This is a genomic window from Paenibacillus sp. 10L310 (assembly GCF_056395745.1).
This window is the reverse complement of sequence record NZ_JBFTKC010000025.1, coordinates 14,431-30,512: the sequence shown is the minus strand read 5'-3', so window position 1 is coordinate 30,512 and position 16,082 is coordinate 14,431. Positions and strand designations below refer to the sequence as shown.

General features: G+C 43.5%; 18 protein-coding genes. 7 read left to right on the top strand and 11 right to left on the bottom strand.

The features are described from left to right. Positions 1-43: 43 nt before the first annotated feature. Positions 44-919 carry an AraC family transcriptional regulator gene (locus AC1DE7_RS28770; RefSeq protein WP_477535694.1) on the top strand — a complete coding sequence of 292 codons (876 nt, stop codon included), beginning with the start codon at positions 44-46 and terminating at the stop codon, positions 917-919. Positions 920-994: 75 nt separating this feature from the next. Here AC1DE7_RS28770 and AC1DE7_RS28765 read toward each other — a convergent pair whose 3' ends face one another. Further along, positions 995-1,744: a DUF3600 domain-containing protein gene (locus tag AC1DE7_RS28765; protein WP_127548148.1), complete on the bottom strand. Its 750-nt coding sequence runs from the start codon at positions 1,742-1,744 to the stop codon at positions 995-997. Then, positions 1,731-2,318: a sigma-70 family RNA polymerase sigma factor gene (locus tag AC1DE7_RS28760; protein ID WP_127548146.1), complete on the bottom strand. Its 588-nt coding sequence runs from the start codon at positions 2,316-2,318 to the stop codon at positions 1,731-1,733. The genes AC1DE7_RS28765 and AC1DE7_RS28760 overlap by 14 nt, the downstream gene beginning before the upstream one ends. A gap of 823 nt (positions 2,319-3,141) precedes the next feature. Between AC1DE7_RS28760 and AC1DE7_RS28755 the strand changes: the two genes are divergently transcribed. The 5 genes from AC1DE7_RS28755 to AC1DE7_RS28735 are packed head-to-tail and all read left to right on the top strand — an operon-like array spanning position 3,142 to position 6,717. After that, positions 3,142-3,645, top strand: coding sequence for a DedA family protein (locus tag AC1DE7_RS28755; RefSeq protein WP_477535693.1), 504 nt, complete (start codon positions 3,142-3,144; stop codon positions 3,643-3,645). A gap of 40 nt (positions 3,646-3,685) precedes the next feature. Then, positions 3,686-4,252: a class I SAM-dependent methyltransferase gene (locus tag AC1DE7_RS28750; protein WP_477535692.1), complete on the top strand. Its 567-nt coding sequence runs from the start codon at positions 3,686-3,688 to the stop codon at positions 4,250-4,252. A 57-nt stretch (positions 4,253-4,309) separates the two neighbouring features. Then, on the top strand, positions 4,310-4,990 hold the full coding sequence (locus AC1DE7_RS28745) for a response regulator transcription factor (RefSeq protein ID WP_127548140.1): 681 nt from the start codon (positions 4,310-4,312) through the stop codon (positions 4,988-4,990). A gap of 49 nt (positions 4,991-5,039) precedes the next feature. Continuing rightward, positions 5,040-6,083 (top strand): sensor histidine kinase, encoded by a 1,044-nt coding sequence (locus tag AC1DE7_RS28740; RefSeq protein ID WP_477535701.1) that lies wholly within the window; start codon positions 5,040-5,042, stop codon positions 6,081-6,083. A 19-nt stretch (positions 6,084-6,102) separates the two neighbouring features. Next, a complete protein-coding gene (locus tag AC1DE7_RS28735; RefSeq protein ID WP_345774781.1) occupies positions 6,103-6,717 on the top strand; it encodes a class I SAM-dependent methyltransferase in 615 nt (204 codons plus the stop codon). Positions 6,718-6,735: 18 nt separating this feature from the next. Here AC1DE7_RS28735 and AC1DE7_RS28730 read toward each other — a convergent pair whose 3' ends face one another. The 8 genes from AC1DE7_RS28730 to AC1DE7_RS28695 all read right to left on the bottom strand — a co-directional run bounded on the left by AC1DE7_RS28730 (position 6,736) and on the right by AC1DE7_RS28695 (position 13,878). Next, complete coding sequence (locus tag AC1DE7_RS28730; protein ID WP_477535691.1) at positions 6,736-7,518, bottom strand: SDR family NAD(P)-dependent oxidoreductase; 783 nt, start codon at positions 7,516-7,518, stop codon at positions 6,736-6,738. 85 nt (positions 7,519-7,603) lie between these two features. Next, positions 7,604-8,182 carry a TetR/AcrR family transcriptional regulator gene (locus AC1DE7_RS28725; RefSeq protein WP_477535690.1) on the bottom strand — a complete coding sequence of 193 codons (579 nt, stop codon included), beginning with the start codon at positions 8,180-8,182 and terminating at the stop codon, positions 7,604-7,606. A gap of 61 nt (positions 8,183-8,243) precedes the next feature. Next, positions 8,244-9,242 carry an NADP-dependent oxidoreductase gene (locus AC1DE7_RS28720; RefSeq protein WP_477535689.1) on the bottom strand — a complete coding sequence of 333 codons (999 nt, stop codon included), beginning with the start codon at positions 9,240-9,242 and terminating at the stop codon, positions 8,244-8,246. Between the two features lie 175 nt (positions 9,243-9,417). Then, positions 9,418-10,503 carry an alkene reductase gene (locus AC1DE7_RS28715; protein WP_477535688.1) on the bottom strand — a complete coding sequence of 362 codons (1,086 nt, stop codon included), beginning with the start codon at positions 10,501-10,503 and terminating at the stop codon, positions 9,418-9,420. Between the two features lie 60 nt (positions 10,504-10,563). After that, positions 10,564-11,322: an SDR family NAD(P)-dependent oxidoreductase gene (locus tag AC1DE7_RS28710; RefSeq protein ID WP_477535687.1), complete on the bottom strand. Its 759-nt coding sequence runs from the start codon at positions 11,320-11,322 to the stop codon at positions 10,564-10,566. 313 nt (positions 11,323-11,635) lie between these two features. Continuing rightward, on the bottom strand, positions 11,636-12,139 hold the full coding sequence (locus tag AC1DE7_RS28705; RefSeq protein ID WP_036673263.1) for an SMI1/KNR4 family protein: 504 nt from the start codon (positions 12,137-12,139) through the stop codon (positions 11,636-11,638). A 216-nt stretch (positions 12,140-12,355) separates the two neighbouring features. Continuing rightward, entirely contained in the window at positions 12,356-13,150 is a 795-nt protein-coding gene (locus AC1DE7_RS28700) for a TrmH family RNA methyltransferase (protein ID WP_340984261.1), read from the bottom strand. 26 nt (positions 13,151-13,176) lie between these two features. Next, a complete protein-coding gene (locus AC1DE7_RS28695; protein ID WP_076211287.1) occupies positions 13,177-13,878 on the bottom strand; it encodes a potassium channel family protein in 702 nt (233 codons plus the stop codon). Between the two features lie 128 nt (positions 13,879-14,006). Between AC1DE7_RS28695 and sspI the strand changes: the two genes are divergently transcribed. Further along, positions 14,007-14,240: a small acid-soluble spore protein SspI gene (gene sspI, locus AC1DE7_RS28690; protein WP_036673259.1), complete on the top strand. Its 234-nt coding sequence runs from the start codon at positions 14,007-14,009 to the stop codon at positions 14,238-14,240. A 226-nt stretch (positions 14,241-14,466) separates the two neighbouring features. Here the strand turns inward: sspI and AC1DE7_RS28685 are convergent, their stop codons facing one another. Beyond that, positions 14,467-16,050, bottom strand: coding sequence for a peptide chain release factor 3 (locus tag AC1DE7_RS28685; RefSeq protein WP_127548121.1), 1,584 nt, complete (start codon positions 16,048-16,050; stop codon positions 14,467-14,469). Positions 16,051-16,082: the final 32 nt, after the last annotated feature.

The window sequence follows — 16,082 nt, the reverse complement described above, 5'->3', positions numbered from 1 at the left end:
GTGCTAAAATAAAACTATCTTGCGCATGATAAGGGAGGCATTCATGAAGTCCATCTTTCTGGGAGAACAATTTAATCTGGTCTGTCGTCGTACATCCAACACTACGTCTCGCGAAGTGTTCCATGCTCATTCGCAGCTGGAGATAACCTATATTCACGAAGGATATGGGCAGTTGATAACCGAAGGTCAGGTTTTCTCCCTTGAACCCGGTATGCTCATGATTTTTCGACCTTTTCAATTGCACCACATCCAGATTCAAGTATCCAGACAGCAGCCTTTCATTCGAAATGTACTCATGGTTGAACTTGATCTACTGAAGGCACATTGGCCCCAATTTATCGTTACTCACGACTTCATACAGGATCTGCTGGAAGAGCAATCCCCCATTCAGCCCATCCGACTTGCTACCACATCCCCACTCGTTCAACGAATGGAACAATATGCAGATACGTATCCAGCTCTCCTTCCCCACGTAATAGAGGAGGATACACGCCTCTTTTTATTGGATCTGCTCGCACAACTTCGCTATCTGTGGCAGGACGGGCAGCAACGCCGCTCCGAAGATGTACTCTCGTCCAGTGCAACCGTTCTTCACCCTCATGCCGAAGCCATCATGCAATGGATTGAACAGCATTACCAGGAGCCTTTTCGTTTGGAGCATATCGCAGATACACTTCATCTGTCCCCCTATCATCTATCTCATGTATTCAAAAAAGCGACTGGCACCACCATCGTTGCTTATGCTCAAGCCACCCGCATCCGTCATGCCTGTGTGCTGCTCACTCGATCCTCGCTCACCGTTCCCGAAATCGGTCACCGTGTCGGTATGACGAGCCCCTCCTACTTTTGCAAAGTATTCCGTACTACCACAGGCTCTACACCACATCAATATCGGCTGAAAGTGCAGGGGAGGAAGTAATGGATCACAACAACAAGAAAGAAGCGAAAGAATTCACTTCTCCGCTTCTTCTCGTACAAACCGATTTCACTTGCTTCACCGCACATCAAGCCCCAACTTCTCCAAATACGGAATAAGTCGCTCTCTTAATTGCCTCAAATCATCCTTCTGTTCCACTGACAAGCGCTCATCATGAATGCTTCCATCCTTGTCTACCACCATCACTTCATACGCCTTCATTTGTTCATACACAGATTTGAACTCGGTAAACTCCTCTTTAGTTAACATCTCCTCCGCCCGCGCCAACTGCTCCGTCCAGAATTGTTGCTCATTCATAGGATCCTTTTGTGAAGCAGTACTCACAGCTTCCAGCTTCTCGAAAAACGGTTCCAGCTCAGCTACAAGAAGGTTATATCGTTCCTGCTCCACTGTACTCCACTGCTCTGGATACATATTGCCCTGAGAATCGGCATACTTCACGGCCATTTGCCCTAATTGCTTCAGCAAGTCCATATATTGAACAAATTCTTCTTCGCTGAAATGGGCCTTGGCCGTCTGCAGCTTTGCTTCCAACCTCATATAATCCTCAGCTGTTCCCCCCATAGCTTTGATATTCTCCTGCGAACCATATATTCCGTCTGCGAGATAGGTGTATCCTGCGTAGGCTCCGGTGGGAATAATGAGCACAACAGCTAATAGTCCAGTGATCAGCCATTTTTTTCGATTTCTTCTGATGTGCGAATTACTTCGAATACCATCCATCATTTTATGTTTAATTCTCGCAGGAACGGACCAGTCTTTGGTCTCTTCCTGGTAGGCTGTTCGCAACTGTTCATCGAGTTTCATGCAGATCCTCCACCTTTCCCCGCAATCTTGGATTCATCTTCTCTTTCTGTCTTAACTTCGCCAGCGCCGCATGTATGCGCGATTTTACGGTTCCAAGCGGAATCTCCAATATGCCAGCAATCTCCTCTTGCGTGTATTCATTCAAATAATGAAGTGTAACCACCTGCTGCAGCTTGTACGGCAAACGGTGCACCTGTTCCAGCAGAGGACGATTTGCCAGTTTGTTGACCAGATCAGTGGAAAAATCATATTCTAGTCCCACGTCAGATCTTTCGATCCGCTTGCCAAACCGAAACTGCATCAACCTTTTGCGTCGATAACTCTGAACCTGTCGCATCGTCACCCCCATCAACCAGGGACGAAAAGCACGCTCCGCATCATATCGCGCCAATGATCGATACGCCTGAATGTAAATCTCCTGTACTACATCCTCCGCATCAGACTTGTCCTTGATGAGAAATCGCACAGTTTGATATATCCTCGTCACTGTTTTCTCATATAATTCTCCATAAGCTTCTTCATGCCCCGCCCGTATTAACGTTACAAGTTCTATGTACTCATCTTGCTCACTCATTATCTATCCCCCTCCTCCTTACACTATATATTGGCATGCCAGCATCATATCGTTCGATTTATTTATTGATCTGGTGTTTATCATGATATAATATACCTAATTTTGTTATAATTGGAGTTTCTGCATCTGAGTTATAAGATCCCCTTTGGTCTTTTGCTATTATCTTATTTCGATCATCGGATTGGTAATCGCCAGAAGCTACTTCGCGGCCTACGCCACGGTATACAGACTTATTGGGATATTGGTTATCTTATCGTCTCTTTTTCTTTCGAAAGCGGATATAAGGGAGTAACTTAGCAGGGGTGGTCACTACTGTAATGAAACTTTTCAGCAAATTGTACTCAGAATATCTCCTGATTCCACGACCTTTACGTTTGTTGTTTCTATGGGGATGGATTGTTTTGTTTTTTGTTGCTGGTAAAAAATTTAACTGGTTCTACTTCCTACAATAATCTGATTTCAAAGAAGTCTGATCCCCAGGGACATCAAAAAAGAGCTGAGTCGTCATTATGACGTCTCGGCTCTTCTTTGATCATCCTCTTCCTTGCAGATAAAGATATAGGTAATCAACTCGAGCTCGCCTATACGTTCCTTTTTGAGGCAAACTTTATTTGGTATTCAGAAATTCATATCACTTGATCACCGCTCCTAAATATGTCTACCTGTTCAAGTCTTGCCAGTACGTTGGCAAGGCTTTTTTCTCTTAAACATAAGTTGTTTGGCTTTGCTTATGTATTCTTTAGATTTTCTTTAGATTTATGCTCATTAATTCCTTAGTTTTTTTAATTAAGATTGCTATATCAACAAGAGAGGAGGCAAAACAATGATCAGTAATACGATCTTAGAGCTACTTCATCAGTATGGTTATCTGATTTTTTATTTTGCCTTCTCATTAGGGCCTTTCGGTATTCCAATCCCAAATGAAATCACGATTATCAGCGGTGCCATTTTGAGTCATACAGGAGTTATCAATTCATGGATCACATACTTCTGTATTTTATCAGGACTATTAACGGCCATTACCTTTGCTTATTTTGCAGGGAAGTTATTTGGAACCAAGATAAAACACAGATTCCAACATCATAAACACTTCGTCAAGGCTGAACTGATTCTGAATAAAAGTGGCAATTGGGCGATGTGCGTCGGTTTGTTCATTCCAATCGTGCGGTATGTTCTCCCTTTGGTGATGGGACTCAGTGGCGTGCAGTATAGACAATTTGCTCTTATCTCCTATTCCAGTGCTTTGTTATGGACCATAACGTATTTTACAGCGGGAATTTACTTCGGTGACCCCATTCTATCTACGCTTCATTTATTACATTTCTAACTGGTTTGGATAACATACCATCACATTATGGAGGAACCCTATGAATTCCAATGAACCTGTTTTATTTTTGAAAAGCTTTCTGCAAAGCCCTAAACATGTTGGCAGTATCATACCCAGTTCCCGGTTTCTCGCCAGCAAAATGGTGAAGCAAGCCTCTTGGCTAGAGGCAAAAGCAGTCGCCGAGCTTGGATCGGGTACAGGTCCTATCACTCGTTATATTCATCAACAAGTACAGGATTCCACCAAAGTCCTATTGTTTGAGATGAACGAAACGATGAGGAATACTCTTCAGACGGCATACCCGGAGTTCTCCTGTTATCCAGACGCCGCTCGATTGGTAGAATCCATGAATCAAGAGGGCATTCAGCAACTGGATTACATTCTTAGCGGATTGCCGTTTTTCAATTTTGAGCCTGAATTAAGAAATACGTTGGTAGACCAGATCTATAAGGCACTCAAACCTGGAGGATTATTCATCGCCTTTCAATATTCACTTCAAATGAAAAAAACATTATCCGAACACTTTATCATCGAAAAAATAGAATTCGTGCCTTTGAATATACCTTCTGCGTTCGTTTATGTCTGTCGCAAAAAGGAAACAATTTAAACATTCCGGACTATCGTTTACACTGATGTTATCCAAATTTTTAAGGAGTGTTCAATTATGAATACCGTTCTTGTTGTTGATGATGAACCCGATATCCGGGATGTCATTCATGTCTATTTACGTAACGAAGGATATCAAGTCATTGAAGCAGCCAATGGTGAGGAAGCACTAAATATTATCAAAACAACATCGGTCCAACTCGTAATACTGGATGTTATGATGCCCATCATGGACGGAATCAAAGCCTGCTTCAAAATAAGAGAAGTATCAGCCACTCCGATTATAATGCTATCCGCCAAGGAAGAAGACATTGATAAAATCACGGGCCTGACTACCGGGGCTGATGATTATATGGTCAAACCGTTTAATCCATTAGAGTTACTGGCTCGCGTTAAAGCTCAGTTACGACGTCAAACCCTGATTGGCAAAGCCGAATTCAATTCACTTATCCTGATCAAGGACCTTGTCATTGATACAAGTAAACATTCTGTGAAGCTCAAAGATAATGACATTTCGCTTACACCACTGGAGTTCTCCATTCTGGTGTTGCTTGCCAGCCATCCTGGACAAGTATTTAGCTCCGAGAAAATTTACGAAACCGTATGGAAAGAACCTTACGGGTATTCAGATAATACGGTGATGGTTCATATTCGTAACCTGCGAGAGAAATTGGAAGTAAATCCGCGGGAACCTCATTACATTAAAACGGTATGGGGAGTGGGATATAAAATTGATTAAACGATTACCACATTTTAAAAAAAAGATACAGATTAACATCCTATATCAAATGTTGATCAGTTTATTGATTTCGTTTGTTGGCTCTGTGGGTGTAAATAATATGTTAATCATAGGTGCCGCAAAAATTAGTGAAAGATTTAATTGGCCTTCGCTTCTTTACATTTTCCCTTACGTTCTAACACCAATCTTCATCGTAATTTTCACGTTAATTTTTTTGTTTTCCACACGAAAAATTGTGAGAGATCTCATTACATTAGAGCAAGGGCTTCAAATCATATCTGAAGGAAATCTGAATTATAGGGTGCCCGTTAATCGACAAGATGAACTTGGACGCGTTGCTTCCAACATCAATCACATGACAGAACAGTTAAAGCAACAGATTGCTAAAGAACGTGAATTAGAGCAATCCAAGATGGACATGATCACTGGCATCTCACATGATCTGCGTACACCGCTTACCAGCATAATTGGCTATATTGAGCTTCTCAAATCAGAATCATTTCAAGATAAAGCAGAGTATGATCGTTTCATCCAAAATACCTATAACAAAGCAACGCATTTGAAGAAGTTACTCGATGATTTATTTGAATATACGCGTCTTAACGAAGTGAACACCCAATTAGATTTGAAAAATATTGACCTCTGTCAGCTATTGGACCAATTGTTGTTTGAATTCGAACCTTTAGCTCAGGAGCATGGGATTCGTATTGAAAAAACACTCGGTAATGCTCCAATCATGGTTTCCCTGGATAGTGATAAGATCGCTAGAGCCATCGACAATCTCCTCATGAATGCACTCAAGTATTCCTTTAAACCGGGCACGATTCATGTTCGAATGAGTGTGCAGCATAATCACGTTACCATTGAAGTAGAGAATAAAGGCATACCACTAACGATAGAACAAAAAAACAGACTGTTTGATCGCTTTTATAAGGTGGATTATTCGAGGAATAGCGAAGGTATTCAATCAGGATCTGGTCTGGGACTTTCTATTGCGAGAAACATTACGGATTTACATCAGGGGACTTTAACACTAAAACATACGCGTAACGTATTTATATTCCAACTAAGCTTGCCTTCTAACATCCAGTGAAACATCAATAGCATTGATAATGGAGGATACCGCGATGAAAACATCCGAACCACTTCTTTTCCTGCAAGGATTTCTGAGGAACCCCAAACGAGTAGGCAGTCTCCTCCCCAGCTCCAAATTTTTGGCTAAGAAAATTGTCCAGTCTGTACGATGGGATGATGTAAGAACCATTGCTGAGCTGGGGCCAGGAACAGGGGCCATCACCCGGCTCATAAGATCACAATTACCGAAATCGGCAACCGTGTTTTTATTTGAAAGAGACACCAAAATGAGAAGTAATCTGAAGAAAACATATCCTGAATTCATGTTCCATTCCAATGCATCCTATCTTTTAAAAAGGATCAACCAAGAACATGTGCATCAGTTGGATAGCATCGTTTGCGGATTGCCCTTTTTTAATTTTTCCAGAGAAATGAGACAAAACATCCTGTCACAGATCCATACAGCGCTCCGACCTGGAGGCACCTTAGTGTTATACCAGTACTCACTTCATATGAAGAAACGATTATCTGAGCTATTTGAGATGGAGAAAATTCAATTTGTGCCCTTCAGCTTCCCTCCTGTTTTTGTATATGTTTGTCGTAAAAGACAAGATGAAGGACAACGTGTATCGATCGACTTGAGGAAGACTTGATTTATCCTCTTTATATGTTTAATGTCCTGTCTTGTCCTGTGAGGATCTAATTATGCGAGTCATCATCTTACGCGGCAACAACCGCGGCATAAACGCGATGAATCGGTTCCGAGCTCCAGGCATAATTAACGTCTTGCCACGTAAAAATCCTCGATACCCTTCTTCGGCCACCTGTCCAGCTTCCATAATCGGACCCTGCAACATCTTCGAGACACCCATACCCGAACGATCCACAAATCCGGTAGATGTCAGACCTGGACACAGTGCTGTCACCGTAACACCAGTACCGTTTACTTCATTCTCCAAAGCTTCAGTGAACGATAGCACATACGCTTTCGTCGCATAATATACCGACATCATCGGTCCAGGGAAAAAACCTACCAACGAAGCCACATTCATCACACCGCCGTGTCCACGTTGGATCATATCCGGCAAGAATAGCTTTGTCATGACGGTTAAAGCCTTGATATTCACGTCAATCATATTAACTTCTTGTTCCATATCCGTCTCCATAAATGTCCCGAACAAACCGAAGCCTGCATTATTGACAAGATAGTCAACAACAATGCCCTTTTCCTTCAACTCATTATAAATCTCCTGTGGTACCCCAGGTGCCGCTACATCTTTGGCAATAACCGTCGCCTGAATGCCATACTTTTTCTGATACTCCTGAGCTAGATCCTGTATTTTACCCTCGCTTCGTGCTACCAGCACAATATGATGTCCACCTTTGGCAAATCGATTTGCTAACTCTTTACCGATCCCACCCGATACCCCTGTGATTAGAACTGTCTTTCTCATATCGTGACCTGCCTCTCTTTTCTATAAAATATGTTTCATCTGGAACATCAATTAGAATGAACATTCTATAATAGTAACAAATAGACTACCTTAGTATGAGATCCATGGATAGCACCGCTATACGAAGCAGTTTTTCCTTGGTCATCGAAGTCTTGACCATCCCCCTTAACCCAATGCTTACGTTATGCAGATATTCCGCCAATACCTCGGCGTTGTACTCCGTTGTGAATTCACCTTCTTGCTGTCCCCACACCATAATGTCCTTGATTAGTTTCTCCGTATTTGCAAACATCTCCGTCGATCGGTGGTTCATGTCTTTATCACGTGCCGCCAATTCTACCGTCGAATTAACAATGAAGCAGCCTGATGCTGGAGATTCCTCTCCATGAATTAAAGAAAGAAATATAAACTGAAGTGCTTCCGTTGCCGTTTTAGAACGCTTTACGCCTGCTGCAAGAGCGGAGCTGATTTTGTGATCATACAGATCTACTGACTTTAGAAACAAGGTATGTTTATCACCAAATGTGTCATACAAGCTTTTACGATGAATTCCCATACGATTAACCAGATCCGTCATAGACGTCTTCTCATAACCTTGTTCCCAAAAAAGTCTCATCGCTTTATCCAGTACAACAGACTCTTCGAACTCTTTGCCTCTCGCCATTGCCTTCCCTCCTGTTCAGAAAACGAACATTGAATAGCATGAGCATGATCTTAACGAGTCTTTAAAAGGTAACAATGACTTTGCCCTGAGAGTGACCCGTTGATACTTTAATCAATGCCTTTTCAATGACATCAAACGTATACGTAGAATCGATCGAAGGTTTAATGTCTTCTTTTTCTATAAAAGCTGTAATCTCTTGCAATTGAACTCCACTGGAGTGCACAAATAAAAAACGATATTCATTTTGATTCTTACGCGCTAAAGAATCCAGGCGTGCACCTACGAGACCAAACAATGCTCTTTTCCACAACGGGAATTGACTGTCCACTGCAAAGCGATAATTGGGTCCTGCCTTCAAAGAGACTAATTTCCCCTGTGGTTTCAAAATGCTCAGTTCATCTTTGATCTCGTCCGCACCCAAGGTATCGATCACATAATCAATATTCGACAGAATATCAGCATACTGCTCGGTCTTATAATCAATGAATTGATCTGCTCCAATGGATAAACTACGTGCTCTCCCCCGTTCACTGCCACTTGTAATCACCGTTAATCCCATGGACTTGGCAATCGGGATGGCCATCGCACCAAATCCCCCGGTTCCGCCAGGAATAAACAACTTTTTATTTGGTTCAGCTCGGAGTACATCATGTAATGCTTGATACGCGGTCAGGGCAGTAAGGGGTACCGCAGCAGCTTCGATAAAAGACAGATTTTCAGGCATCATGGATAAGGCATCCTCGTGTACAGCCGCATATTCAGCAAAAGCACCAATTTTATTTAGTGGCAACCTAGTATAAACCGAATCCCCCACTTTAAATTTCAAAACATCATCACCGACAGCTTCAATGACACCCGATAATTCATTCCCTAAAGTTAAAGGTAACGTATAGTCGGCAATCATCCGAACACTACCATTCATATTCAAGATATCCAGCGGATTTACACCTGCAGCTTTCACTCTGACAAGGACCTCATGGCTCTGAATCTGAGGTGTCTCAATATTATTGATTTCCACCTGGATTTTTTTAGAGTATTTCTGTATTTGAGCTGCTCTCATCATATATCCTCTTCCTTTGCTTATAGACTACATAAGTTGAACTAAAGATTATTTACACTGACACTACGATGACAGAACAACCCTCCAATCGCTGTTATCGTGTAAATAAGTAGTTCAACTTATGTAGGAACATGGCGCGCAATGTTCAGTTGTACGCCATGCTCCATGGTTTGTGCTAGTGTAGCCCCTCTTGCGACTTTAATTCTTCCAACGTAGGATAATCCGTGTAGCCCTTACTTCCCAATCCAAAGAAGGTTGTCGGATCTGCTTCATTCAGTGGCGCACCTTGTCGAAGTCGTTCCACCAAATCTGGATTAGCTAAGGACCATACACCAACCGGTACCACATCAGCGAGACCACGATCTAAATCGACACTGAGATCCTCCAACGTTCTTCCAGCCCGATTGACCAACAGTGGATTTTGCCAGATCGAACGAATGTCTTGGAGCAGTTGTTCATCTCCAAGATGCATAACATGAAGGTAAGCCAAATCCAATTGAGCCAATTCTTCTACAAGATAGCGATAGAGTTCAGGGCCTTGTTCGCCATCTTGAATTCCACCCAGCGGTGTCCCTGGTGAGATACGGAAGCCTGTCCGTTCTGCACCTATTTCCTTCACAATGGCTTTGGTTACTTCAATCGCAAAGCGAGCACGATTTTCAATAGATCCGCCATACTCATCTGTGCGTGTATTCGAATTTTCTCCTAAAAATTGATTGATCAAGTATCCGTTGGCCCCATGAATTTCAACGCCATCCGCCCCTGCTTCGATCGCTGCGGCTGCTGCTTTTCGGAAATCGGCAATGGTCGTTTGAATATCCTCCTGACTCAATTCCCGGGGAACGGGGATATCCTGCATCCCTGTAGCCGTAAACATTTCTACACCCGGTGCGATTGCTGACGGAGCAACCGGTTGACGATGATGCGGGGTATTGTCTGGATGTGACATGCGACCCGCATGCATTAATTGGATATATACATAACCGCCAGCTTCATGCACCGCATCCGTTACCTTCTTCCATCCTTCAATATGCTTATCGGTGTAGATGCCCGGTGACCATAAGTAACCCTGTCCATCATCGGAAGGTTGTGTTCCTTCCGTAATCAGGAGTCCCATCGTTGCGCGTTGAGCATAATAAAGTGCCGCCAACTCTCCAGGTGTACCATCTTCTTGTGCTCGACTGCGTGTCATAGGTGCCATTGCTAGTCGATGAGACAATTCCATGTTACCAATCTTTGTTTTACTCCATATCTTTTCCATTTGGATGTACTCCTCTTCTTATTTGAGATTTTGTAGATGTATCCTCTGGATTCTGCTGTATTAATTCAATTCTGAAATCACCGGGTAGATCGCACCTGTCAGTTGGAACTCATAGTTCTGGTCTACAATTCCCACGACCACTTCATTGTGATCATACAGATCGATCATGAAGCCTGCCATTTCTTTAGCAGTATGATATTTGGACATATTCGCTTTGTAATCAAATCCTTCAGCATCTATTGATTTTTGTACAAATTCTGTTTCCGTGATCGCTGGTGCAAGCACCTTCGCTTTCAGTTTTGCACCTTTCAGTTCCAGTTCTTTGGCAAGACCTTCTGTGAAGGCACTAACGTAGTATTTCGATGCAGAGTAAGCAACACTGCCTACAGCAATGGCATATCCAAGTGCGGATGAGACGTTAATCAATTGAGTGCCTTCCACATTCGCATAATCTCGCACATACAGTGTAGATAGAATGGTCAAAGATTCGATGTTAACACGCAACATGGTCTCCACTTTATCCAAATTCTGTTCAGCAATGAACGAGCCTTCTCCAAGCCCTGCATTATTGATCAAAGTCTCAATCTGATATTCCTTCAAATCGTTATATAGCGTGTACGCCTCTGCGGTAACAGACAGGTCGCTTGTGTGTACGACAACATTCACTTTAGGATCGATACCCTGAATAGTCGATTTAAGTTCTTCAAGCTTATCCAATCTTCTAGCTACCAAAATCAAATTTTTGCCCCGTGCTGCAAATGCCAATGCCGTTTCATATCCAATTCCTGAACTTGCTCCTGTAATCACTGTGTATTTCATCTTATTCTCTCCCTTATATTCTTTAGATTAGTGTAATTCCAGTTTTAAGAACGATCGTTCTTAAATGTGTAAAAAAAAGTAGTTAGATCTAACTTGCTGTTAGCATATCATTTCTAGAACGAACAGTAAAGAATTATTTTATATATAGAAAATATGCTTGGAACATACTTAAATAAGAATAAAATCACGCTATATAAACCATTTTTTATATCATAAATTAAGAATTCCTATATCGTTTTATAAGTTCTTTCATTGAATAATCTAATGTCAGGCCGCTGGCCATAAGTATAACCATCAACCTTTCCTGGCTACGCTAATCTGAATTCGACATCATCCATGCCAGAAATTCTCCAAACGAATCGGATACCTTTTCAACCTCTTCAAATTCAGGCTCACATCCACGGACAATAGCTCCACTGTCCGTTGTTAAGTCAATGGCATAGAAGGAATATCCATCTTCCACAGACATTACGATCGGCAAGTGATGATCCCACCAAGCCGTTATCTCTGACTGCCAAATAGAATCACCCTCTGCTGCCTCCAAACTAAGCATTTCAAATTCATTCCATTGGAATGCGGTCTCCGTGCTATTGTTGAACTCAGCCTCACAAATAAACCAGGTTTGCTCATCCGGTGCAACGCATTTTTCAACTACATTTAGAAATTCTAAATATTCATCTGGAAGTCCTTTATATCTTGAAGTAATGCTGCTGTTTAAATGTGACTGCGAACCGGATTTACTCATTATGTCCCAGCCCTTTTCCCCGGCCCAAGCCATAAATTCCCTAAGGTGAGTTTTTTCTTTTCCATTATTCATTTCCAATTTATACACCTGCCTATAAGCTTAAGAAATAGAAACTATATCACCTATTCGGGATTTGAATGGAAAATCCCTGCTGTCGTGCTTCAAAGAGAAAAACAAAAAGACTGGAGAAATGGTTGGGAAAAGCGGCAACCAACTTCCAGTCTTTGGTGGTTTGGGGACAGTTAATTTTAGTTAGGGACGGTAAATTTGAAATTGGACAGGAATCATTTATTTGTTAAAAATCCGCTGTCTCATCGCCTCAAATAACAAAATCGTTGCCGCCATTGCCGCGTTAAGCGACTCTGCCTGTCCCTGCATCGGGATCGTAATCGCATCATCTACCAAACGTGCCGTAGCATCCGAGATGCCTTTGCCTTCGTTACCGATCACAAGCCATACCGACTGCGTAAAATCATAACTATAACATGAATGCTCTGCCTGCAAAGAAGTACTAACCAGCTTCACGCCCGCAGCCTTCGCTTCGGGAAGCAAGGATTCCAACTGGCCCTCCACAATGGGCAAATGAAACAATGACCCCATCGTCGAACGAATCGTCTTTGGGTTATACACATCAGCACAGCCCGCGCCAAGTACAACCCCCGCGGCTCCAGCTGCGTCCGCACTACGGATGATCGTCCCCACATTCCCTGGGTCCTGTACACCATCCAGCACCACGACAAGCCCACGTGCTCCTGCGATCAGGCTTTCCAGTGGCTCACTGCCTTTACGCACAATTGCGAATACAGGCTGCGGTGTCATCGTATCCGTACATTTGGCGATAACCGCAGGAGATACACTAACCCACTCCACACGCTGTAGCGGGTTCTCAAGCCCGGCGAGTTCGCTAGGTACGCCCTGCTCTCCGTCGTACACAATACACTCCAGATCTGCTCCGGCGCGCAATGCTTCCTGTACCAGATGAATGCCCTCAATGATATATTTATGTTGACGGGTACGATGCTTTTTCTCCAGCAACTGCGCCCATTCTTTTACACGTGTATTTTGCGGTGATACAATATCCATCTTTCCATCCTTCCCATCTGCATCCATCACTTCGGATACGCAAGCTCCATTTTCGTCAAATGATCCTTGTGACCCACAATGATCAGCACATCTCCAGCTTCGATCCGATCCTCAGCGTACGGCGAGATGTTCATCGAATTCCCACTGCGAATCGCCATCACGTTACAACCAAAACGTGCACGGATGTTTAATTCCATCAGGTTTTTACCGATCATTTGCTCGGAGGCTCTCATCTCCAAAATGCTGTAATCCTCAGATAACTCGATGTAATCCAGTATATTAGGCGAGGTCAGATGATGGGCTACGCGCAGTCCCATATCCCGCTCAGGATAGATGACTTTATCTGCCCCAATCTTCTGCAATACCTTACCATGAAGCTCATTTTGGGCTTTTACGATCAGAACGGGTACACCCATATCTTTCAATATCAGGGTTGTCAGAATGCTCGCCTGAATATCTTCACCAATCGCCACAACGACAACGTCGAAATTCCGTATGCCCAGCGCACGCAGCGCTTCTTCATCTGTTGAATCTGCCGATACCGCATGGGTCACCACATTGGACATTTCCTGAGTCCGCTGCTCGTCCGCATCAATTGCCAGCACGTCGAATCCCATGCCACTCAGTGCATTGGCAACACTTGATCCGAACCGTCCCATGCCAATTACGGCATACTGTTTCTTGGCCATTAGGGTCTTAACCTCCCGCTGCACTTCAGCATGACGCATCATTACGGATACCCATGCTAACGTAAATAATCCTTCGTAGTATACCACAAAGCCTGATAAACTTGAATGCGCTAGCGCTTCCCAGGGAACAGTATTAGAGCAGCCGAATATACGAGGAGGGAATTGCGATGCCCATTACATTAAGCCTGCGTGAAGCGATTGTTCATAAAGTTCATGACAAGAGTGATGATCAGCTCCGGGAGATGATTGAAGGTTCAGTAGATGGACCGGAAGCTGCATTACCTGGACTTGGCGCCATTTTCGAGATGATCTGGAAGAACACAGAACCTGCCAAGCAGGAAGAACTCATTCAAATCGCGCAGGAGCATCTGCACACCATTCCCGTTCAACCGCTTCGCTAAGTGAAGCATTGGAGGGGAAGGTAACCATCATTACGTTTGTTCTGTCTGCAAAAGAAAGCTTTCCCTTATTCGGCTGGATCATACCCGCCTCCAGGTAAGGTGTATAGCAATAGATCCCTCCGCCAATTGGCGGAGGGATCTTATTTTTAACAAGCTATCTCATCACATGAGCTTGTCACGTTTAACTAATTTTTTAACAATTCCCACGAAATACTTCTGTCTTCACTTAAGGCGCAGTCTCCAGGAATTGAGCTGTAGGATTTTTATCCATAGCCGTTCTCATTGCATACTCATTTTCGAAGAGCACCACATAATTCCCTTTTTTATCTTTTACAAGCGCAGAGTTAATCCGGAATTTGCTTGGGTCCAGATTCTCGTCCACGATCCAGCGAGCGAACTGATAAGGCATGCGCTGCAATTGCACATCTACCCCATACTCACCTTTCATCCGGTATTCAAATACCTCGAACTGAAGTTGACCAATTACGCCGAGGATTGTCTCGTCGAAACTTGCCGTCTGGAACACCTGAATGGTTCCTTCCTCCGTCAACTGATCAATTCCTTTTTGGTACTGTTTATGTTTCAATGCATTTTTTACGGTAACTTTGGCGAAAATCTCTGGTGAGAACGTTGGCAACTCCTCAAAGATAACCTCGCTGCCTTGGCTCAGTGAATCGCCAATCCGAAAGATACCCGGATCGAACAAACCGATAATATCGCCAGCATATGCCTCTTCGACAATATCCCGGTCTTGTGCCAAGAATTGCTGTGGCTGTGACAGCTTGATTTCTTTGCCCACACGAGTATGCTTCACACTCATTCCACGTTGGAACTTGCCTGATACAATTCGCAGGAACGCAATACGATCCCGGTGTGCCGGATTCATGTTTGCCTGAATCTTGAACACATAACCGCTGAATTTCTCATTTGTTGGCTGAATCTCTCCTGCCGTACTGCGACGTGGTTCAGGCTTCGGTGCCAGTTCCAGGAAATTCTCCAAGAAGGTCTGTACGCCGAAATTGTTGATCGCACTACCGAAGAAAATAGGTGTCAATTCGCCGCGTTGAACTTTCTCCATGTCGAATTGGTCGCCCGCAATATCCAGCAACTCCAGATCCTGACACAATTGATCATGCAGGTATTCTCCTGCCATCTCACGGATAATCGGATCTTTGTAGCCATCTACCTTTTGTACTTTGATCGTCGAGTGATCGTCCCCTTGGAACAATTCCACCTGATTTTTCATCCGGTCATAGACACCACACAGCTCGCGACCTGTACCAATAGGCCAGTTCATCGGAACCGAACGAATACCCAGTACATTTTCAAGCTCTTCCATCAGGTCAAATGGGCTTTTACCCTCACGGTCGAGTTTGTTAATGAAAGTAAAGATTGGAATGCCACGCTTCGCACATACCTGGAACAACTTGATCGTTTGGGCCTCGACACCTTTTGCCACGTCAATCAACATTACCGCGCTATCGGCAGCCGTCAGTGTACGATACGTATCTTCACTGAAATCCTGGTGACCCGGTGTATCCAAAATGTTGACGCGATGATCCAGATAATCAAATTGCATTACGGAAGAGGTAACTGAGATGCCCCGTTGTTTCTCAATTTCCATCCAGTCACTTGTTGCGTGTTTGCTGGCTTTCCGAGCTTTTACCGTTCCCGCAAGGCGAATCGCGCCCCCGAACAGCAACAGTTTCTCGGTTAATGTAGTTTTACCCGCATCCGGGTGAGAGATAATGGCAAACGTCCGGCGTTTGTCCACTTCCTGTTGAAGAATTTCATTTGCAGCTTTGCTCATAGGTTTAATCCCTTTCGTCCGTTCATTCACGT